This is a genomic window from Streptomyces sp. NPDC026515 (assembly GCF_055567595.1).
Genome location: NZ_JBVHQD010000027.1, coordinates 25,349 through 45,225, shown reverse-complemented (window position 1 = coordinate 45,225; position 19,877 = coordinate 25,349). Strand labels below are relative to the sequence as shown.

21 protein-coding genes and 2 pseudogenes are annotated in these 19,877 nt (G+C 71.8%); 7 read left to right on the top strand and 16 right to left on the bottom strand.

Going from position 1 to position 19,877, the window contains the following annotated elements:
- Positions 1-65: 65 nt before the first annotated feature.
- Together ACZ4O3_RS38560 and ACZ4O3_RS38555 are read left to right on the top strand one after the other, a co-directional pair.
- Complete coding sequence (locus ACZ4O3_RS38560) at positions 66-1,397, top strand: mannosyltransferase family protein (RefSeq protein WP_467726874.1); 1,332 nt, start codon at positions 66-68, stop codon at positions 1,395-1,397.
- A gap of 238 nt (positions 1,398-1,635) precedes the next feature.
- Complete coding sequence (locus ACZ4O3_RS38555) at positions 1,636-2,670, top strand: phosphatase PAP2 family protein (RefSeq protein ID WP_467726872.1); 1,035 nt, start codon at positions 1,636-1,638, stop codon at positions 2,668-2,670.
- A gap of 110 nt (positions 2,671-2,780) precedes the next feature.
- On the opposite strand, the gene ACZ4O3_RS38550 is transcribed toward ACZ4O3_RS38555, so the two are convergent.
- Positions 2,781-2,996, bottom strand: a complete 216-nt coding sequence (locus ACZ4O3_RS38550; RefSeq protein WP_362726997.1) for an I78 family peptidase inhibitor — start codon at positions 2,994-2,996, stop codon at positions 2,781-2,783.
- A gap of 462 nt (positions 2,997-3,458) precedes the next feature.
- Entirely contained in the window at positions 3,459-4,139 is a 681-nt protein-coding gene (locus ACZ4O3_RS38545) for a transglycosylase family protein (protein WP_362726994.1), read from the bottom strand.
- Between the two features lie 542 nt (positions 4,140-4,681).
- Between ACZ4O3_RS38545 and ACZ4O3_RS38540 the strand changes: the two genes are divergently transcribed.
- Together ACZ4O3_RS38540 and ACZ4O3_RS38535 are read left to right on the top strand one after the other, a co-directional pair.
- Entirely contained in the window at positions 4,682-5,467 is a 786-nt protein-coding gene (locus ACZ4O3_RS38540) for a hypothetical protein (RefSeq protein WP_467726870.1), read from the top strand.
- Positions 5,468-5,567: 100 nt separating this feature from the next.
- Positions 5,568-5,975 carry a hypothetical protein gene (locus ACZ4O3_RS38535; RefSeq protein WP_467726868.1) on the top strand — a complete coding sequence of 136 codons (408 nt, stop codon included), beginning with the start codon at positions 5,568-5,570 and terminating at the stop codon, positions 5,973-5,975.
- Positions 5,976-6,053: 78 nt separating this feature from the next.
- On the opposite strand, the gene der is transcribed toward ACZ4O3_RS38535, so the two are convergent.
- The 6 genes and pseudogenes from der to ACZ4O3_RS38505 form a co-directional block, all read right to left on the bottom strand.
- On the bottom strand, positions 6,054-7,532 hold the full coding sequence (gene der / locus ACZ4O3_RS38530) for a ribosome biogenesis GTPase Der (RefSeq protein WP_362726986.1): 1,479 nt from the start codon (positions 7,530-7,532) through the stop codon (positions 6,054-6,056).
- Between the two features lie 62 nt (positions 7,533-7,594).
- Complete coding sequence (locus tag ACZ4O3_RS38525; protein WP_467726932.1) at positions 7,595-8,197, bottom strand: lysophospholipid acyltransferase family protein; 603 nt, start codon at positions 8,195-8,197, stop codon at positions 7,595-7,597.
- A 62-nt stretch (positions 8,198-8,259) separates the two neighbouring features.
- Positions 8,260-8,946, bottom strand: coding sequence for a (d)CMP kinase (gene cmk / locus ACZ4O3_RS38520; protein ID WP_362716685.1), 687 nt, complete (start codon positions 8,944-8,946; stop codon positions 8,260-8,262).
- A 95-nt stretch (positions 8,947-9,041) separates the two neighbouring features.
- Positions 9,042-10,127, bottom strand: coding sequence for a prephenate dehydrogenase (locus ACZ4O3_RS38515; protein WP_467726866.1), 1,086 nt, complete (start codon positions 10,125-10,127; stop codon positions 9,042-9,044).
- Positions 10,124-10,486: a chorismate mutase gene (gene aroH / locus ACZ4O3_RS38510; protein WP_362716680.1), complete on the bottom strand. Its 363-nt coding sequence runs from the start codon at positions 10,484-10,486 to the stop codon at positions 10,124-10,126. The genes ACZ4O3_RS38515 and aroH overlap by 4 nt, the downstream gene beginning before the upstream one ends.
- A 106-nt stretch (positions 10,487-10,592) precedes the next feature.
- A pseudogene (locus tag ACZ4O3_RS38505) lies at positions 10,593-10,997 on the bottom strand (YidB family protein); the annotation flags it as partial.
- Between the two features lie 121 nt (positions 10,998-11,118).
- Here ACZ4O3_RS38505 and ACZ4O3_RS38500 point away from each other — a divergent pair.
- From ACZ4O3_RS38500 to ACZ4O3_RS38490, 3 genes and pseudogenes are all read left to right on the top strand, one after another.
- A pseudogene (locus ACZ4O3_RS38500) lies at positions 11,119-11,190 on the top strand (hypothetical protein); the annotation flags it as partial.
- An 81-nt stretch (positions 11,191-11,271) separates the two neighbouring features.
- The gene (locus ACZ4O3_RS38495; RefSeq protein ID WP_467726930.1) at positions 11,272-11,763 is read left to right on the top strand and encodes a Rieske (2Fe-2S) protein; all 492 of its coding nucleotides are present in this window, start codon (positions 11,272-11,274) and stop codon (positions 11,761-11,763) included.
- Between the two features lie 22 nt (positions 11,764-11,785).
- Entirely contained in the window at positions 11,786-12,529 is a 744-nt protein-coding gene (locus ACZ4O3_RS38490) for a nucleotidyltransferase domain-containing protein (protein ID WP_362716673.1), read from the top strand.
- Here the strand turns inward: ACZ4O3_RS38490 and ACZ4O3_RS38485 are convergent.
- From ACZ4O3_RS38485 to ACZ4O3_RS38450, 8 genes are all read right to left on the bottom strand, one after another.
- Positions 12,455-13,201: a nucleotidyltransferase domain-containing protein gene (locus tag ACZ4O3_RS38485; protein ID WP_362716671.1), complete on the bottom strand. Its 747-nt coding sequence runs from the start codon at positions 13,199-13,201 to the stop codon at positions 12,455-12,457. The genes ACZ4O3_RS38490 and ACZ4O3_RS38485 overlap by 75 nt on opposite strands.
- Positions 13,202-13,205: 4 nt before the next feature.
- Positions 13,206-14,228, bottom strand: coding sequence for an ADP-ribosylglycohydrolase family protein (locus tag ACZ4O3_RS38480; protein WP_362716668.1), 1,023 nt, complete (start codon positions 14,226-14,228; stop codon positions 13,206-13,208).
- Positions 14,225-14,974, bottom strand: a complete 750-nt coding sequence (locus tag ACZ4O3_RS38475; protein ID WP_362716665.1) for an NUDIX hydrolase — start codon at positions 14,972-14,974, stop codon at positions 14,225-14,227. The genes ACZ4O3_RS38480 and ACZ4O3_RS38475 overlap by 4 nt, the downstream gene beginning before the upstream one ends.
- A gap of 164 nt (positions 14,975-15,138) precedes the next feature.
- Positions 15,139-16,281, bottom strand: coding sequence for a pseudouridine synthase (locus ACZ4O3_RS38470; RefSeq protein WP_467726863.1), 1,143 nt, complete (start codon positions 16,279-16,281; stop codon positions 15,139-15,141).
- Positions 16,281-16,934, bottom strand: coding sequence for an SMC-Scp complex subunit ScpB (gene scpB, locus ACZ4O3_RS38465; protein ID WP_362731970.1), 654 nt, complete (start codon positions 16,932-16,934; stop codon positions 16,281-16,283). Before scpB ends, ACZ4O3_RS38470 begins: the two co-directional genes overlap by 1 nt.
- Positions 16,931-17,932 (bottom strand): segregation and condensation protein A, encoded by a 1,002-nt coding sequence (locus ACZ4O3_RS38460; protein ID WP_362731972.1) that lies wholly within the window; start codon positions 17,930-17,932, stop codon positions 16,931-16,933. The genes scpB and ACZ4O3_RS38460 overlap by 4 nt, the downstream gene beginning before the upstream one ends.
- A gap of 18 nt (positions 17,933-17,950) precedes the next feature.
- Entirely contained in the window at positions 17,951-18,577 is a 627-nt protein-coding gene (locus ACZ4O3_RS38455; RefSeq protein ID WP_467726861.1) for a hypothetical protein, read from the bottom strand.
- Positions 18,562-19,689, bottom strand: coding sequence for a ParA family protein (locus ACZ4O3_RS38450; protein ID WP_384996821.1), 1,128 nt, complete (start codon positions 19,687-19,689; stop codon positions 18,562-18,564). Before ACZ4O3_RS38450 ends, ACZ4O3_RS38455 begins: the two co-directional genes overlap by 16 nt.
- Positions 19,690-19,877 lie beyond the last annotated feature (188 nt).

Here is a 19,877-nt window from a genome sequence, read left to right as displayed (position 1 = left end):
CTGGCCCCCCGCGCACCACGCCGGGGTGGGGCCCGCGGTTCCGAGGCCCGTCGATAATCGAGCCTGTGACCGATCTTGACAGGCCCGTGGCGGCTCCACGCGTCCCGGCCCTGCGCCGGGCGGTGCCGGCCCTGCTCGGGTACGCCGCCGTGCGCGCCCTCGGCCTGCTCGCGCTGGCCGTGTGGAGCGGGGCGCGCGGCAAGAGCGCGTACACCTTGTTGACGGCGCGCTGGGACTCCTTGTGGTACGCGCGCGTCGCCGCGCACGGGTACGGCTACGAGGTACGGCTGCCGAACGGCGACGTCCACTCCGACCTCGCCTTCTTCCCGCTGCTGCCCTGGCTGGAGCGGGGGCTGCACGCGCTCACGCCCCTCTCCTGCGCCGGCGCGGGCTTCACGGTCGCCCTGCTCGCCTCGCTCGCCGCGGCCTGGGGGATCTTCTCGGTCGCCGACTTCGTGTACGGCGCGCGGACCGGCCTCTGCGCGGTGCTGCTGTGGGCCGTCCTGCCGGTCGGGATCGTGCAGTCGATGGCCTACAGCGAGTCCCTCTTCACGGCGCTGGCCGCGTGGTCGCTGTACGCCGTGCTGACCGGCCGCTGGGTCGCGGCGGGTGTGTCGGCCGCGCTGGCGGGGCTGACCCGGCCGGTGGGGCTCGCCGTCGTGGCGGCGGTGTGGACGGCCGGCGTGGTCTCGTTCGTGCGAGACCGGAGCGTGGGCACTCAAGACAGTAGCCAGAAGCACGCACCCGGCGTGCGGGACGACGGACACGCCCCGGAACCGTCCGACGCCGCCCGCGCCCGGCGCGTTCGGCGAACATCCGGCGCACCCCGCACGACGTGCGCCCCACACCTGTCACGCGCCCCCCGCACCGCCGGCGGCACACCCGCCCCCGGCGCACCCCCGTGGCGCCGCGCCCTCGGCATGCTCCTCGCCCCCGCCGGCGCCGCCGCCTACGTCCTGTGGGTCGGCCACCGCACCGGCAAGGGCCCGCTCGGCTATCTGGACGTCCAGGCGGGCTGGCGCAACGGCTTCGACGGCGGTTACGCGTTCGCGCGCTTCGTCGCCGACAAGTTCACGTCAATTCCGTCCGCCCTCGCCGGAGCGGGTTTGATCGCCGGCGTCTGCCTGCTGCTGTGGCTCTACGTGACCGGCGTCCGGCAGCGGCAGCCTCTTCCCCTGCTGGTCTACACAGGTGTCGTCCTCGCGCTCGCGCTCTGCGCGTCGAGCTACTTCGGCTCCAAGCCGCGCCTGCTGATGCCGGCCTTCCCGGTGCTGCTGCCCCTGGCCCGGGCCCTCGCCCGGGCGCGCACCCGTACAGCGGTGCTGGTGACGGCCGCGGTGGCGGTGGCCTCGGCGCTGTATGGCGCGTTCTGGCTGAACGGCTCGGGGCCACCATGATCATCGGCGTGGCGACGGTGAGCAGCCGGAGGATTCCACACCACGCCTTGGTTAACGAATTCATAAGTGCCATAAAACGGCCGCCCGGCATGATCAAAGGAATTGAAGGGCGGGCCCGCCGAGGATTACGGAATCCTTAGAATTCGGAGACCTCCTGAGAGGTTTCCCACATCACATCGTCATCACAAAGCCGCTGTTTCGACCGGGAACAGAGCTCACTCGCTGTAACGTCGATTGGGTGCGTACCGAACGAAACCTCACCCGTCTGGACCGGGTGTTCGCCAGGCTGGACCGTGAGCCGGAACGACCGGCCCACATTGATGTGCCGAAGATGAGCCGGCACCGGGTCGTGTTGTTCACCGCGACCCTCGCCTTCTACCTGGCGATCGTGTGGGCCGTCGTGATCACGTCCTGGCTGGTCCGGCTCGACTGGCAGGTCATGTTCTTCCGGCCGTACCAGCAGTGGTCGGGAATCCACTGGTTCGTCGACTACTACGTGGTCCTCGGCCAGCGCGGCCCGACCGCCGTGATGGTCGCGGCCTGGCTGGGCTGGCGCTCCTGGCGGCAGCACACCCTGCGCCCGATGCTCACCCTCGGCGCCTCACTGCTGCTGCTCAACATCACGGTCGGCGCCGCCAAGCTCGGCATGGGGCGCCTCGGACCGCACTACGCGACCCTGATCGGCTCGAACGAGATGGGCCTGGGCGGCGATATATTCCCCAGCGGGCACACCGCCAACGCGGTGGTGACCTGGGGAATTCTTGCGTATCTGGCCTCCACCCCGCGAGCTCGCCGCTGGCTCTCCGCGGCCTCCGCGGTCACCTCGCTCGGCGTCGGCATGTCCACCGTCTACCTCGGTACGCACTGGCTGAGCGACGTGTTGCTGGGCTGGGCCGCGGGGCTGCTGATCCTGCTGGCACTGCCCTGGTGCGAGCCGTTCATCGCCCGTACCGAGACCTGGCTCTTCGACCTGCGCGACCGCTGGCGCGCCGGCCGCGGCCGCACGGCCCCCCTGCCCGCGCCCGTCCCGGTCTCGCCGGTGGTGCTCAAGCCGCGTACGGTGCCCGCCGAGGACGCGCCCGCACCGGAGCGCGAGCCGGTCTCCTCGGCCCGCTCCCCCCGGGCCCCGATCCACCTGGCCCCCGGCCCGCACACGGCACGCTCGGAGCGCACCCCGGTGACCCCGGTCGGCAGCCGCCGGCCGCAGCACCCCGAGCGTCAGCCGCGCGGCGGTGGCGCCACCCAGCCGGCCCGCCCGCTGACGGGCGGCTGACGGCCGGACGGACACGGCGGCGCGGGCGCCCGGTACGCACAGCCGGCCCGCACGCCGAAGGCCCCGGTTCCCCACCGCGGGAACCGGGGCCTTCGCCGTCGTCCGGCCGGTCAGCCCTTCCAGGCACGCGCCACGACGCCGTCCCGTACCTCGAAGTTGAGCCGTCCCGTCCGGTACTCCATGGTGATGATCGCGCCCGGCGGCAGCGACCGGACCGTCGGCCATCCCCGCTGCCGGGCGAGCCGTTCCGCGTCGCCCGCCTCGAGGCCTACGTACCCCTGCGGGCTGTCCTGGGGCTCCTTCGGCGGAGCCGGATTCGGTGCCATGCGGCCACGCTAGGCCGCTTCCCGCGGCGACGGAAGTCGGGAACGGCCCGCGAAGTCCGCCGTCCCTGGCCGGTCACGCTTCTGTCACAGAATCACGACACGCGTTTCGTTCGAACTCTGTCACACGTATGGGCGGTCCAGTACACCTTCCTGGCTCATTCTCGTGCAATTACCGAACGCCGGTAGGGTCTTCCGAAAAGCCAGCCGGAAAGAACCGGAAGTAAGGATCAGAGGCGCTCACGGGAGTCCATTCCATTCCGAATCCACAGGCCTCCGCGGAAGCTGACACCGCATAAGAGTTTCACCGCTTCGGCACAGAACCCCCGTACGGGCGCGGCCCGAAGCCGGTTCCGGGCGGGCGAACTCGGAGCCGCTCGGCCTCCCGTGAATCACCCTCACAACGCGCCCTGCCCCGCCCGGTCGGACCGGGTGGGGCAGGGCGGTGCGGGGCAGGGGCGCGCGTCAGAGCGCGAGACGCTGCCCGGGCACGATGAGGTTCGGGTCGTCGCCGATGACGGCCTCGTTGGCGGCGTACAGGCGCTGCCAGGTGGTGCCGTGGCGCTCGGCGATCCGGCTCAGGGTGTCGCCCTCACGGACGGTGTAGTCACCCCGAGCGGAGTCACGGCCGGTGCGGGCCGCCGGGCGCTGGGCCTTGCGCTGCGCAGGGGCCGACCTGGCGGCCGATCCGCCGGTGGACCTGGTCGCCGACTCGGTGCGGCTCCTCGTGGTCGCGGAGGCGCCCTCGGGTGCCGGACCGGCGGCTCCGGCCCGCGCCGAGCAGACCGGCCATGCGCCCCAGCCCTGGGCCTGCTGAACCCTGGTGGCGACGGCTATCTGCGCTTCCCTGGAGGCCTGGTCGGCCGTCGACGCGTAGGCGGAGCCGCCGTAAGCGCGCCAGGTGGAGGCGGAGAACTGAAGTCCGCCGTAGTAGCCGTTGCCGGTGTTGATGTGCCAGTTGCCGCCGCTCTCGCACTGGGCGATGCGGTCCCACACCCCGTTGTCCGCCGCCTCGGCGTTGCCGGTCGCGGCCAGCAGGCCCAGCGGGGCGAGCAGCGCCGCTCCAGCCAGGGCCGCCGTCGTACGGCCCTTGCGGGAGCCGTTCTTGGCGACGGTCTCACGGGTGGTATCGGCACACTCGGACATGTATTTCCCTCTCCACATACCCGGGATCCCCCAAGCGGGACGCGGTCCCCGCGCGATGGACGCGGTTCGTCGCGCTCGCCCCGTCCGCGGCGGCCGGTACGGCGATGGTGCTCTGCCTGGTGCCGGCCGACGGACGTACCCGAGCGGTGCTCGTTGCACACGGCGCAGGAATCTAGAGATCGGGAACGTCCGAAATCAACCAACTCCCCGTCGGGCCAGGCCAGTTCGACGTTACCGCAGGTAGCGGCGATTTCCGGCCACCCACTACATTCCCTGATTTCATCATTTGTCGACCATGTGATCGATGGATCTGTGACCCACTTCACCGCGTCAAACTCCTTTGGCTTGCGCAGAGTTGACGAAGAGTGCGGTTTCGCGCACGTTGAGTGACCACGCGTGAGGGATGGTCGGATCCCGATCCCTCCGGGGCGTGACCACCACCACAGATCACCCGTTGTCTTCTTCATGAGCCCGCAACCCCCTGGGGCTCATGGGCCGGGATCCACCCGGTCCTTCACGTACCGCACCCCGAGGGAGCCACCGTGCCGCGCATGCTCGACGTCAGCGACGAGGTACGCGCCGAGATCGGCGACGAAGAAGCCGACCGGCTGCTCGCCGGAGACAACGCCCCGGGCAGTTACGACTGCACCTCCTGCCGTACCCCGGGCGACTCCGAACAGGAGCGCACCAGCACCGTCCTGTTCATCGGGGACGAGACCGCCGTCCTCGCCTTCGCCCACGCGGGCTGCCTGCCCTCGCAGGTCGTCCAGGTCACCGAGGAACAACTGCAGGGCGCGGTCCGCTCCATCAGCGGTGACGGCGCGCCGGGCGGCGGGGGGCAGAAGTCCGTACCCGAGCAGGCGGTGCTCGGCGTGACCAGCGGACTCGTACTGATCGCCGGGGAGTTGCACCCCGCGCTCGTCGTCGAGCCGACCTCGCCGATCGTGCGGCCGGGCACGGACGGGGTGAGCGACGACTTCCTGCCGCTCCTCATCGAGCAGGGCTTCATGCCGGTGACACAGCTGACCGGGGTGCCGCCGGTGCTGCACGGATGGTCGGTGCTGCTGGCGGTGGGACAGCTGCACGCGGTGCTCCAGCCGGGGAACAACGGCGGCCAGCCGGTGGCCTGGTGGCAGGCGCACCAGCCGCTCCAGGTGACCGACGGCTGGCGGGCCGCCGCCAACAAGCACCAGCAGGTGCTGATGTTCGCGGCGCCGGTGGGGTCGATCGGGCGGCAGCCCCGGGAGGACCTGCTGCGCGACGCGCTCGACAAGGCCGCGGCGAACGGGAAGCTGGTGGCGGCGGCGCTTCCCCTCGCGGGGATCTGAGGGGCGCCCGCACGGCGGCGGCACATCCCCCGCAGGCCGGCGCCCCCAAAAGCACTCCGGCGGGCCGCATCCCCGAGACAACCCGGTCGTTTGGACATACGTGCACGCATACGACCTTCCGCCTCGCCGGCCGTCCTTCTCCGCTGTCCCGTCCGCTCGAACGGCACGGGAGGCGTCAGGCGGGGTCTCCGCCACGCCGATCTACGACTCGCTCTACACGGAGTGGGTCAAGAACTTCCGGACGCTGCCGGGTGACCGCAGCGGTGAGGAGGAGCTGGGCTTCGTCGCCTTCGGGACGACTCCGTTCAGCACCGGCACGTACGCCCTGGGGATGTACGGGGGGAACCCGTACAGCGCGTACAGCGCGGGCGCCTACAGCGCCCGCAACGGCGGTGACCAGCCGCAAGCGCCCCAGTGGCAGCGGATCGGGACGCTCGGGCGCTCCCACGACACCGGGATGATCCCGGTACCTGCGGCGCTTCCACCGGCGCCGCGCCGGGGTCTGTGAAGACCCGCCGCGGGTTCGCCCGCAGTCACGCCTGAGGGGCGGCCACCGAGATCGGTGACCGCCCCTCAGGCGTGGCGTCTACTTCTTCTTGCCGCGCTTCTCGCGCACCCGTACGGAGATGTGGATCGGGGTGCCCTCGAAGCCGAACTCCTCGCGCAGCCGGCGCTCGATGAAGCGCCGGTAGCCCGCCTCGATGAAGCCGGAGGCGAAAAGAACGAACCGCGGCGGCTTGGTGCCGGCCTGGGTGCCGAACAGGATGCGGGGCTGCTTGCCGCCGCGGACCGGATGCGGGTGGGCCGCCACCAGCTCGCCGAGGAAGGCGTTCAGGCGGCCGGTGGGGACCCGCGTCTCCCAGCCGGCGAGGGCGGTCTCGATGGCGGGGACCAGCTTCTCCATATGGCGGCCGGTCTGCGCGGAGACGTTGACCCGGGGCGCCCAGGCGACCTGGGCGAGCTCGGTCTCGATCTCGCGTTCCAGGTAGTAGCGACGCTCCTCGTCGAGGGTGTCCCACTTGTTGTAGGCGACGACGATGGCGCGGCCCGCCTCGACGGCCATGGTGACGATCCGCTGGTCCTGGACCGAGATGTTCTCGGAGGCGTCGATCAGGATGACCGCGACCTCGGCCTTCTCGACGGCGGCCGCGGTGCGCAGCGAGGCGTAGTAGTCGGCGCCCTGCTGGAGGTGGACCCGCTTGCGGATACCGGCGGTGTCGACGAACTTCCAGGTGATCCCGCCGAGTTCGATCAGCTCGTCGACCGGGTCGCGGGTGGTGCCGGCGAGTTCGTTGACGACGACCCGCTCCTCGCCCGCCACCTTGTTGAGGAGGGAGGACTTGCCGACGTTCGGCCGGCCGATGAGCGCGATCCGGCGCGGGCCGCCGACCGCCGTGCCGAAGGTCTGCTCGGGCGCCTCCGGCAGCGCCTCCAGGACGGCGTCGAGCATGTCGCCGGTGCCGCGGCCGTGCAGGGCGGAGACGGGGTGCGGCTCGCCGAGGCCGAGGGACCAGAGGGAGGCCGCGTCGGCCTCGCCGCTGGGGCCGTCGACCTTGTTGGCAGCCAGCACCACGGGCTTGCCGGCCTTGCGCAGCAGCCGTACGACCGCCTCGTCGGTGTCGGTGGCACCGACCTTGGCGTCCACGACGAAGACGACCGCGTCGGCCGCCTCGATCGCGTACTCGGCCTGGGCGGCCACGGAGGCGTCGATACCGAGGACGTCCTGCTCCCAGCCGCCGGTGTCGACGACCTTGAAGCGCCGGCCGGCCCACTCGGCCTCGTAGGTCACCCGGTCGCGGGTGACACCGGGCTTGTCCTCGACGACGGCCTCGCGGCGGCCGATGATGCGGTTCACGAGAGTCGACTTGCCGACGTTCGGGCGGCCGACGACCGCGAGCACGGGCAGCGGGCCGTGGCCCGCCGCCTCGATGGCACCCTCGACATCCTCGATGTCGAAGCCCTCTTCGGCGGCGAGCTCCATGAACTCCGTGTACTCGGCGTCGCCGAGCGCCCCGTGGTCGTACTCGTGCTCAGCCGAGTCGCCGGGCTGGATGTGGTCGTTCATGAAGTCCGTACCTCGTCGTTCATCGTGGTGATCGGTGGACAGGCCCGTACCGGGCTGATCCACTACTTAAGTGTCGCCCAGCGTCCGGTCTGACGCCTGGCGTTTTCCAGGTGGCTGGTGAGCTGCTTCTGGATGCGCTCGGTGGCCTGGTCCAGGGCGCTGCGGGTGCGCCGGCCGCTGCCGTCCCCCGCCTCGAAGGGGTCGCCGAAGACGACGTCGACGCGGGCGCGCAGCGGGGGCAGGCCCTTCACCAGCCGGCCGCGCCGCTCCGAGCTGCCCAGCACGGCCACGGGCACGATCGGCGCCCCGGAGCGCACCGCGAAGTAGGCGAGGCCCGCACGCAGCGAGGCGAAGTCGCCCTCGCCCCGGCTGCCCTCGGGGAATATGCCGAGCACTCCCCCGGCCGCCAGCACGCCGAGCGCGCGGGTGACAGCCGTGCGGTCGGTGGACTGCCGGTCCACCTTCAGCTGGCCGATCCGGTTCAGGAACGGGTCCAGCGGCCCGATGAACGCCTCCTTCTTGATGAGGAAGTGCGTCGGCCGGGGCGACACGCCCATGACCATCGGGCCGTCGATGTTGTGCGAGTGGTTCACGGCGAGGATCGCGGGGCCGTGGGCCGGCATCCGCCAGGCACCGAGCACGCGCGGCTTCCACAGCCCGTACATGAGGCCGACACCGATGCGCCGGCCCACCTCGGCGCCCCGCTGTGACGGAATCGACGCAAGGCTCACTTCGCCGCCCGCTTCTCCTCGACGAGGGTGACGACGCACTCGATGACCTGGACCAGCGTCAGCTCGGTGGTGTCCACCTCGACCGCGTCGTCCGCCTTGGCGAGCGGCGAGGTCTTGCGGGTGGAGTCGGCCGCGTCCCGCTTGACCAGGGCCTCGCGGGTGGCGTTGACGTCGGCGCCCTTGAGTTCCCCGCTGCGCCGGGCCGCACGGGCCTCGGCGGAGGCGGTGAGGAAGATCTTCAGGTCGGCGTCGGGCAGCACGGTCGTACCGATGTCCCGGCCCTCGACGACGATCCCGGTCGCGGTGGCACGGGCCAGCGACCGCTGCAGCTCGCTGATCCGGGTGCGCACCTCCGGGACGGCGCTGACCGCGCTGACCTTGGAGGTGACCTCGGCGCTGCGGATCGGGCCGGCGACGTCCACGCCGTCGACGGTGATCGTCGGGTGGGCCGGGTCGGTCCCGGAGACGATCTCCGGCTTGCCGGCGACCGCGGCGATGGCGGTCGGGTCGGTGAGGTCGATGCCGTTGTGCACCATCCACCAGGTGATCGCCCGGTACTGGGCGCCGGTGTCCAGGTAGCTGAGGCCCAGCTTGGCGGCCACGGCCTTGGACGTGCTCGACTTGCCGGTGCCCGAGGGGCCGTCGATCGCGACAATCACGGGCTTTGCGGCGCCGTTTTCCACGGGGGGACACCTTCCGGGTGCAGGGTGGTGGGTGGTGGCGGGGCGCCGTCGCGCCCCGCACAAGGTTACCGGCCCCCGCGACCGCCTGATTCAGCCTATTGCCGCAGCGCCCAGCCGCGGTCCCGCAGCGCCGCGGTGAGCACCGGCACCGCCTTGGGCTCCACCCAGATCTGGACGTGACCGGCCTGCTGTCCGGTCGCGTGCTCGATGCGCACGTCCTCGATGTTGACCCCGGCCGCGCCGGCGTCCGCGAAGATCCTGGCCAGCTGGCCGGGCTGGTCGTCGATGAGCACCGCCACGACCTCGTAGGCGCGAGGTGCGGACCCGTGCTTGCCGGGCACCCGGACCTGGCCCGCGTTGCCGCGCCGCAGCAGGTCCTCGATGCCGGCTCCGCCCTCGTGCCGCTTGACGTCGTCCGAGGACTGCAGGGCCCGCAACGCGCGCACGGTCTCGTCCAGGTCGGCGGAGACGTCGGCGAGCAGGTCGGCGACGGGGCCGGGGTTCGCGGAGAGGATGTCGATCCACATCCCGGGGTCGGAGGCGGCGATCCGGGTCACGTCCCGGATGCCCTGCCCGCACAGCCGGACGGCGGCCTCCTCGGCGTGCTCCAGCCGGGCCGCGACCATGCTGGAGACCAGGTGGGGCATGTGGGAGACCAGGGCCACGGCGCGGTCGTGGGCGTCGGCGTCCATGACGACCGGCACGGCACGGCAGTGCGAGACCAGCTCCAGGGCGAGGTTGAGCACCTCGGTGTCGGTGTCCCGGGTGGGGGTGAGCACCCAGGGGCGGCCCTCGAAGAGGTCGGCGGTGGCCGCCAGCGGCCCGGACTTCTCCCGGCCGGACATGGGGTGTGTCCCGATGTACGACGCCAGGTCCAGGCCCCGCGCCTCCAGCTCGCGGCGCGGGCCGCCCTTGACGCTGGCCACGTCGATGTAGCCGCGGGCCAGGCCCCTGCCCATCGCGCCGGCGAGGACGGCGGCCACGTGGGCGGGCGGGGCGGCGACGATCGCCAGGTCGACGGGTCCACGCGGGGTCTCGTCGCTGCCGGCGCCGAGCGCGGCGGCCATGCGGGCCTGCTCGGGGTCGTGGTCGGCGAGGTGGACGACGACACCGCGCTGGGAGAGGGCGAGAGCGGCGGACGTACCGATGAGACCGGTACCGATGACGAGCGCGGTCCTCACTGGGCGATGTCCTTGCGCAGGGCGGCCGCCGCGCCGAGGTAGACGTGGTTGATCTCGGTGCGGGGCCGTTCGGACTCGATGTGCGCGAGGACCCGTACGACACGGGGCATGGCGCCCTCGATGTCCAGCTCCTGGGCGCAGATCAGGGGGACGTCGACGATGCCGAGCTTGCGCGCGGCGGCCGCCGGGAAGTCGCTGTGCAGGTCGGGCGTGGCCGTGAACCAGATGCTGATCAGGTCGTCGGCGGTCAGCCCGTTCCGCTCCAGGACGGCGGTGAGCAACGCTCCGACCTGCTCGTCCATGTGGCCGGCCTCGTCCCGCTCCAGCTGGACGGCCCCCCGGACCGCTCGTACCGCCACGGCGCTGCTCCTGTTCTCACGTCGTCCCACGTCGTCGTCCTGATCCGTCCAGCCTAGTCAGACCGCCGGCGGGCCGGTGCGCGGTGCCCGCCCCCTGAGACGGCGGTCACCGGGTCTGCTCCCGGACCAGTTCCTCGATCGAGGCCCGCGGCACCGCGCCCTCGGGGGTGAGCCGGTCGACGACCTGGGGCAGTTCCCGGGCGATCCGGTCGGCGGCCTGCCGCGGGCTGACGCCGGCCTGCTCGGCAACCTCCTGAAGGGTGTCGTCCGGCAGGGCCTGCTGGATCTGGCCTCCGGTGACGGGCTGGTTGGTGCCGGTGCCGACCCAGGAGTCCTTCTGCGTGGTGAGACCGGACCTGGCCAGGCTGTCGAGGAGGCCTCCCAGCGAACCGCCGCCCTGGCCGTGACTGAGGGAGCCGATCAGCGCGCCCAGGAGCCCGGCGTCCTTGCCGTCGCCGCCCAGCAGGCTGCCGAGCATGCTTTCCAGATCGTTGCCTGCCATGACCATGCCTTTCCACGTCTTCGAGACGACGCCGGCGGGCGCCGGCGGACCCCCTGGTCAATGTCGTCCGGATCACCGCGTCCCGCTACTCGGGCGGAACGCCCGTCCTGCCTGAGCCAGTCCGGGCTCGTTGGGCTGTCAGACGTACGGAAAGCGCGTTTTGCGGTGCTTCATACCGATCTGCTTCGTCTTCGGTGCTTTCGATGCCAAGATGCTGCTGCTCCGCTCGGAGCGACTCCCTGGCGTCCGCCTCCTGGTTCTTCCGCACGTTCGGAGTGACGACATGACCGACGGATCCACCCGCCGCACAATGCTCACGACGGGCGCGTCGGCGCTCGCGGTGTGCTGTGTGGGATGCGGCAGCGACAACGGCAACGGCTCCTCCGGTTCCTCCGAATCAGCCGCCGCCTCCGCCTCGGCCACCGGGTCCGGCTCGGCATCGGCCTCCGCCGAGGCGCCCTCCTCCGGGCCGGCGAGCGCGGCCGCCGGGAAGGCGCTGGCGCAGACCAGCCAGATCCCGGAGGGCGGCGGCATGATCTTCAAGGAGCAGAAGATCGTGGTGACGCAGCCGGCGAGGGGCGAGTTCAAGGCCTTCTCGGCGATCTGCACCCACGAGGGCTGCACGGTGTCGCAGGTGGCGGACGGCACCATCGACTGCCCCTGCCACGGCAGCAGGTTCCACATCGCCGACGGCTCGGTGGCGCACGGCCCGGCCACCAGGCCGCTGCCCGCGGAGTCCATCACGGTGAGCGGAAATTCGATCACCCTGACGTGACGGGCCGCGTACGCTCCGGGGCATGCAGCCCGAGGACCTGGTACGCGCCCACACGGTCTACACCTGCGTCATGGGGTCGCGCGCCTTCGGACTGGCCACGCGGGACAGCGACACCGACCGAAGGGGCGTGTTCCTCGCCCCCACGCCCCTGTTCTGGCGCTTCGAGAAGCCGCCGACGCATGTGGAGGGTCCGGGCGAGGAGCGGTTCTCCTGGGAGCTGGAACGATTCTGCGAGCTGGCGCTGCGGGCCAACCCGAACATCCTGGAGTGCCTGCACTCGCCCCTGGTCGAGCACGCCGACGACACCGGCCGCGAGCTGCTGGCGCTGCGTGACGCCTTCCTGTCCCGGCTGGCGTACGGCACCTTCACGCGGTACGCCCTCGGCCAGCGCAGGAAACTCGACGCCGACGTCCGTACGCACGGCGCCCCGCGCTGGAAGCACGCGATGCATCTGCTGCGGCTGCTGACCAGCGCCCGGGACCTGCTACGCACCGGAGCCCTGACGATCGACGTCGGCGACCGGCGCGAGGAACTGCTGGCGGTGAAGCGGGGCGAGGTCTCCTGGGCGGAGGTCGAGTCCCGGATGGCCCGGCTCGGCGAGGAGACCGACCGGGCCCTGAGCGTCAGCCCGCTGCCGGCCGAGCCGGACCGCGCACGGGTGGCGGACTTCCTGTTCCGGGTCCGGCGCGCGTCAGCCCTTGAGGCGCGCCCGGACCACCAGGTCGTGCAGGGCGTCGTACCCGGCGGGGGTCCCTGGCAGCGCTGAGGTGTGCTGCGCGTCGTCGAGCAGCCCGTGCAGCCGTCCCACGTCGGCCGCCACGCGCGCGTGCTCGGCACCGGCTCTGCCGTGTTCCCGCTCGGCCTTGGCGGCTATCAGCTCGGGCAGGTAGGCCGGGGCCTCGGCGACCTCGTCGACGAGGGTGGGCAGATGGGCCTGCACCTCGCCGCTGCGCATCAGATGGATCCCGGTGAGCAGCACCCGGAACGTGTAGAGCAGCGGCTTGAGTTCACCGGACTTCTCGAACAGCCGCCACTGGGTGACCCCGAAGCCCCGGTAGTGGTGGGCGTGGTGGCTGGTGAGCACGCCCGGGGCCAGGGCGGCCAGCTCGCGGTGCGTGTCACCGGTGTGCGCGACGAGCGGCGACAGGAGCTGCTCCAGCACGTAGCCGTTGCGGCGCAGCATCAGCCGGACGAACTTGCGCAGGTCGTGGGTGACGAGGTCCATCTCCACGCCGTGCTCGACCCACATCCGTGAGCGGGTCTCCTCCGGCTCCCGCAGTCCGAGCAGGTCGGCGGCGGGCAGCAGATGGACGCCCCGCAGGTCCACGTCGGAGTCCCGGGACGGGAAGCCGTACAGGTGCGCCCCGGAGACGGTCGCGAACAGCAGCGGGTGGGGCTGTTCCGCGACTATGTGCGTCAGGTCGATGTCGTCGATCACGGGGCTAAGCGTCCCAGAGCGCTCCGAGCGTCATCAGGTCCGCCCGGTGCTCGATCCGGTCGGCCCACTGCGCCGGCCAGGCGTCGGCGCCCAGCCAGGCTCCCGCGAAGGCGCCGGTCAGGCAGGCGATGGAGTCCGAGTCGCCGGAGGTGCAGGCGGCCCGGCGCAGGGCCGTGACCGGTTCACCGGGAAAGAGCAGGAAGCACAGCAGCCCGGTCGCCAGAGCCTCTTCGGCGATCCAGCCGGCGCCGGTGGCCAGGCACGGGTCGTCCTCCGGGGAGGCGGTCCGCACGGCCTCCTGGAGGCGGTCGAGTACCGCCAGGCACTCGTCCCAGCCGCGCGCGGCGAACGTCTCGGGGCTCGCGTCGTGGCTCCGGGTCCACAGGTCGCCGAGCCAGGTCTGGCGGTAGTGGGTGCGGTTGTCGAGGGCGTAGTCCCGCAACCGCCCGATCAGGGCGGCCGGTTCGGTCCCGGTCGCCAGCAGCCGCACGGCCCGCGCGGTCAGGTCGGAGGCGGCCAGGGCGGTGGGGTGCCCGTGGGTGAGCGCGGACTGCAACTGGGCGGCGCCGGCGCGCTGTTCGTCGGTCAGCCCGGGCGCGAGCCCGACCGGCGCGACCCGCATGTTGGCCCCGCACCCCTTGGAGTCGATCTGGCTGGCGTCCTGCCAGGCCCGCCCCTCCTTCCTCAGCAGCTCGCAGGCCCGCAGGCAGGTCCGGCCGGGCGCCCGGTTGTTCTCGGGCGACTGGTACCAGTCCACGAACTCCTCGCGCAGCGGCCGCTCCAGCCGCTTGGGCGCGAGCACGCCCCGGTCCATGGCGGTGCGCAGTCCGTGCCCGACCGCGAGGGTCATCTGGGTGTCGTCGGAGACGAAGGCCCGCGCGGGCAGTTCCATCTCGCGCCACGGACCGCACTTGGCGAGGATCGAGGGCACGTCGTTGAACTCGGTCGGGAAGCCGAGCGCGTCCCCGAGGGCGAGACCGATCAGGGAGCCGCCGGCGGCACGCTTGTAACGGAGGGGCGAGGTCATGGGCGTCCTTCCCGGGACGGGCGGAGCAGGGGCGGGTGGAGCGTGGCGGCGGTGCCCGCGCGGTAGAGCGCGGCCGGCTTGCCACGGCCTCCGGTCAATCGGGCGGCGCCCGGCACAGGTTCGACGAATCCGGGCGTGGCGAGCACCTTGCGGCGGAAGTTGGGGCGGTCCAGCTCGACGCCCCAGACGGTCTCGTAGACGTTCTGCAGCTCGCCGAGCGTGAACTCGGGCGGGCAGAAGGCGGTGGCCAGACAGCTGTACTCCAGCTTCGCGCCGACGCGTTCGTGGCCGTCGGCCAGGATCCGCTCGTGGTCGAAGGCGAGCGGCCGCGCCGGGTCGTACGGCAGCCACCGCGCCTGGGCCGCGTCACCGCCGCCGCGCGGTTCGGGCGCGTCGGGCAGCAGCGCGGTGAAGGCGACGGAGACGACCCGCATCCTCGGGTCACGGTCCGGCTCGCTGTAGGTGCGCAGCTGCTCCAGGTGCAGCCCCGACACGTCCGACAGTCCGGTCTCCTCGGCGAGTTCCCGCCGGGCCGCCGTCTCGGCCGACTCCCGGGGCAGCACGAAGCCGCCCGGCAGCGCCCACTGTCCGGCGTACGGCTCCTGCCCGCGCTCGACGAGCAGCACGTGCAGGGCCCCCGCGCGCAGGGTGAGGACGGCGAGGTCGACGGTGACGGCGAAGGGTTCGTAGGCGTGCTTGTCGTAGCCTCGCACGGGCCCGTCCACCCCCTTGCTGGTCGCGGTCACGGATCACTCCCGTTAATAGTCGCTACGACTATAAAGAATGCGCCGGTTCCCGCGCAAGGCCCTCAGCGGCCGCTGGAGCCCCGTTCGCGGAAACGACGACGGCCGGCCCCGCCACACACGGAACCGGCCGTCAGGAGAAGGCTCAGACCTTCTCGCAGGGCTTTCTAGAGGTCGACTTCCTTCATCAGCATCCCGACCTCGGTGTTGGACAGGCGGCGCAGCCAGCCCGACTTCTGGTCGCCGAGGGTGATCGGCCCGAAGGACACCCGCACCAGCTTGTCGACCGGGAAGCCGGCCTCGGCCAGCATGCGCCGCACGATGTGCTTGCGGCCCTCGTGCAGGGTGACCTCGACCAGGTAGTTCTTGCCGGTCTGCTCGACGACCCGGAAGTGGTCGGCGCGCGCGTACCCGTCCTCCAGCTGGATGCCGTCCTTGAGCTTCTTGCCCAGGTCGCGCGGGATGGGGCCCACGATGTGCGCGAGGTAGGTCTTCTTCACGCCGTACTTGGGGTGGGTCAGCCGGTGCGCCAGCTCGCCGTGGTTGGTGAGCAGGATGACGCCCTCGGTCTCGGTGTCCAGGCGCCCCACGTGGAAGAGCCGGGTCTCCCGGTTGGTGACGTAGTCGCCGAGGCACTGCCGCCCGTCCGGGTCCTCCATGGTGGAGACCACACCGGCCGGCTTGTTCAGCGAGAAGAACTGGTACGACTGCGTGGCGACGGTCAGTCCGTCGACCCTGACCTCGTCCTTCTCCGGATCGATCCGCTTGCCCTGCTCGACGACGATCTCGCCGTTGACCTCGACCCGGGACTGCTCGATCAGCTCCTCGCAGGCACGCCGCGAGCCGTAGCCCGCGCGGGCGAGGATCTTCTGCAGCCGCTCGCCCTCCTGCTCGGCGCCCGGGAAGGTCTTGGGGAGCTTCACGTCCGGCTTGCCGGCGTACCGCTCCCGGTTGCGCTCCTCGGCGCGGGCGTCGTACTCACGGGAGCTCGCCGGCGCCGTACGGCCGCGCCCGGTGCCCTGGCCCTGCCGGGGGCCGCCCTTGGCGCCGCCGCGCGCCGAGGCGCCGCGGCCCGACTTCGGGCCGTCCTGGGTGGCGCCGGGGCCCACGTCGTAACGCCGCTCCTCCGGGCGCGGCTTCTTCGGCCGGCCGCCCTGCTTGTCGTCGCGGGCGTTTCCGGCACCGCGGTAGTTACCGCGGCCACCGCTGCTCCCGCCGCGGCCACCGCTGCTCCCGCCGCGGCCGCCGCTGTTGCCACCACGGCTCCCGCCGTTGTTTCCGCTGCTGTTCCTGCCGCTGCTGCTTCGCATCAAAGTTCCGTCTTGTCGTCTGCGTCCTCGGAATCCGGAGCGTCCGGATCGAACGACGGCACGCCCTCCTGGGTCTCGGCCTCGATCGCCTCCGCCTCCGGGAGGAAGGGCGCGAGTTCCGGGAGTTCGTCCAGGCCGCGCAGGCCCATCCGCTCCAGGAAGTAGTTCGTCGTCCTGTACAGGATCGCACCTGTTTCGGGTTCCGCGCCCGCCTCCTCGACGAGACCGCGCTGGAGGAGGGTGCGCATCACACCGTCGCAGTTGACCCCCCGCACGACCGAGACGCGGCTGCGGCTCACCGGCTGGCGGTACGCGACGACCGCCAGGGTCTCCAGCGCGGCCTGGGTGAGCCGGGCCGTCTGGCCCTCCAGGACCAGCCGCTCGACGGCGGGCGCGAACTCGCCCCGGGTGTAGAAGCGCCAGCCGCCCGCGACGAACCGCAGCTCGAAGCCGCGGCCCTGGGCCGTGTACTCCTCGGCCAGGGCCCGCAGCGCCTTCGTGATCGTCTGCCTCGGCCGCTCCAGGATCTTGGCAAGGTGCTCGGCGGTGGCGGGCTCGTCCACGACCATGAGGACGGCCTCCAGGGCCGGCTTGAGATCTAGTTCGGCGACCGGACGCAGCCCGGCCGGCAGCTCTGTGGTGTTCTCGCTCACGCCTTGTCCTCCTTGGGCGGCTCCGGCGGCCGGTCGAACTCGTCGGTCACCACGGGCCGGGACTCCCCGTCCCCGCCCGTCCACCGCACGATCAGATCGCCGAGCGCGGTCTCCTGGTCCAGGGCGACGGCCTTCTCGCGGTACAGCTCAAGGAGGGCCAGGAAGCGGGCTACGACGGTGAGGGTGTCGCCGGTGTCCTCGATGAGCGACTGGAAACTGGCCTCGCCCAGCTCACGCAGCCGGGCCACCACGATCTGGGCCTGCTCCTGCACGCTGACCAGCGGGGCGTGGATGTGGTCGACGTACACCTGCGGCCTGGGCTTGGGCTGCATCGCCTTGACCGCGAGCTTGGCGAACCCCTCGGGACCGATGCTGATGACGACCTCGGGCAGCAGCTCGGCCAGGTGCGGCTCCAGACCGACGGTACGGGGCCAGCGGCGGGCCTCCTCGTCCAGGCGCCGGTTGAAGATGTCGGCGATCTGTTTGTACGCGCGGTACTGCAGCAGCCGCGCGAAGAGCAGGTCCCGGGCTTCGAGGAGCGCGAGGTCGGCCTCGTCCTCGACCTCGGCGGCGGGCAGCAGCCGGGCGGCCTTGAGGTCGAGCAGGGTGGCCGCGACGACGAGGAACTCGGTCGTCTGGTCCAGGTCCCAGTCCGGACCCATGGCCCGGATGTGCGCCATGAACTCGTCGGTGACCTTGGAGAGCGCGACCTCGGTGACGTCCATCTTGTGCTTGGAGATCAGCTGGAGGAGGAGGTCGAAGGGACCCTCGAAGTTGGCGAGCCGGACCTTGAAGACGCCGTCGGGGACGGGCTCCGGCTCCGGTTCGACGGGTTCGGGCACCGTCACGACGGCCTCGGGCGCCACCTGCGCCGCCGCCTCGGGCTCCGCCGACTCCGCCTCCGCCTGCGCGGGAGCGGTCGCCGTGCCGGGCCCCTGCCCCAGCACACGCCGACGGCCCCCGGAGGGGCCGGAAACGGGAGCGTCGGTCGAGGTCATAGCCCCCGCAGGCTACCCCTAACGGCCGCGCAGCCGTCGTACGAGGATGCTCGCGTCCCCCCGGGACTCCAGGTCGGCCAGCACCACGGCTACCGCCTCGCGGACGATCCGTCCCCGGTCCACGGCCAGTCCGTGTTCACCTCGGAGCACGAGACGCGCGTGCTCCAGGTCCATCAGCTCCTCGGCGGAGACGTAGACAGTGATCTTCTCGTCGTGCCGTTCGCGGCCGCTGGGCCGCCGCGCGGGTGCCCGGCCGCCGCGCTTGCGGGGCTGGGCCTGCTCGGCGGAGGCGCCAGAACCTTCCTGCGCCGCCTGCCGCCGCCCGGACCGGTCCGCCGACGGCGTGATCGTCGCCGAGGACCCGGCCGGCGCCGGGACGTGGTTGCGGGACTCGCCGGCGCCGGCCGGTTCGGCATCCGCCGCCGCGTGCTCCGCGCCCTCGCCGTCGCCGCCCTGCACGGGCACCGACTGCGGCGCGTCGGCGCCGGACTCCGCCGCCGCGTCCTCGCTCTCCGCGGGACTCGCGGGAGCCGGCACCCGGGCCTCGCCGTTGGCCGGGCGCCTGGGAGTGGACGGCTGCAGCGCCATCCCCCCGGTCGTACGGAACAGTTCGTCGGCCCCCGGCAGACTCACTCGGCGTGACACCGGGCGAGCACCTCCCTGGCGAGCTGGCGATAGGCGGCGGCACCGACGGAGTTGGAGGCGTACGTGGTGATCGGCTCACCGGCGACCGTGGTCTCCGGGAAGCGGACCGTGCGTCCGATGACCGTGTGGTAGACGTGGTCGTCGAAGGCCTCGACGACACGCGCGAGCACCTCACGGCTGTGCACGGTGCGGGAGTCGTACATGGTGGCGAGGATGCCGTCGAGCTCCAGCTCCGGGTTGAGCCGCTCCTGGACCTTCTCGATGGTCTCGGTCAGCAGGGCGACACCACGCAGCGCGAAGAACTCGCACTCCAGCGGCACGATCACCTTGTGGGCGGCCGTCAGCGCGTTGACCGTGAGCAGGCCCAGCGAGGGCTGACAGTCGATCACGATGTAGTCGTAGTCGGGCAGCAGCGGCTTCAGGGCGCGCTGCAGCGTCGACTCCCGGGCGACCTCCGAGACCAGCTGGACCTCGGCGGCCGACAGGTCGATGTTGGAGGGCAGCAGGTCCATGTTGGGGACCGCCGTCTTCAGGAGCACCTCGTCCGCCGCCATGCCCCGCTCCATGAGCAGGTTGTAGACGGTGAGGTCGAGCTCCATCGGGTTGACGCCCAGACCGACCGACAGCGCGCCCTGCGGGTCGAAGTCCACGAGCAGCACCCGTCGGCCGTACTCCGCGAGTGCGGCACCCAGGTTGATGGTCGACGTCGTCTTGCCGACGCCGCCCTTCTGGTTGCACATCGCGATGATCGTCGCGGGGCCGTGACTGGTCACCGGGCCCGGGATCGGGAAGTACGGCAGTGGGCGCCCGGTCGGGCCGATGCGCTCACGGCGCTGGCGGGCCGCGTCGGGCGCCAGCGTGGCCGCGTACTCCGGATCGGGCTCGTACTCGGCGTCGGGGTCGTAGAAGTGCCCGTCGGGCAGTTCGTCGTAGTCGGCGAACTGGCTGTGGGGCGCGCCACTTCCGTCGCCGGCCATGGCGTTCACGTGATGGCCATCCATGCTCTGGTGTGCTGTCCGCGTGGTCAGCGAACTCTGATGGGCTGCGAAGGTGCGCACCGCGACGGAGCCGACAGCCTCGAACCCCGCGGGACCCTGGTCCCTCACCGGCATTCCTGGTTGACCACCCCCGGGAGAAAATGTCGACTCATTCACAAGTCGTCTTACCTCCTTGGTGACCAGGAAACTTCTAGACAGGTCAGCGTGGCACCATGCCGACAGTCGGCGACTCTATGGCGTGTCGGGCATCCGCAGCAACACAATCCGCCGGACCCGGCAGGATGTGTCGGCAATGAAACATC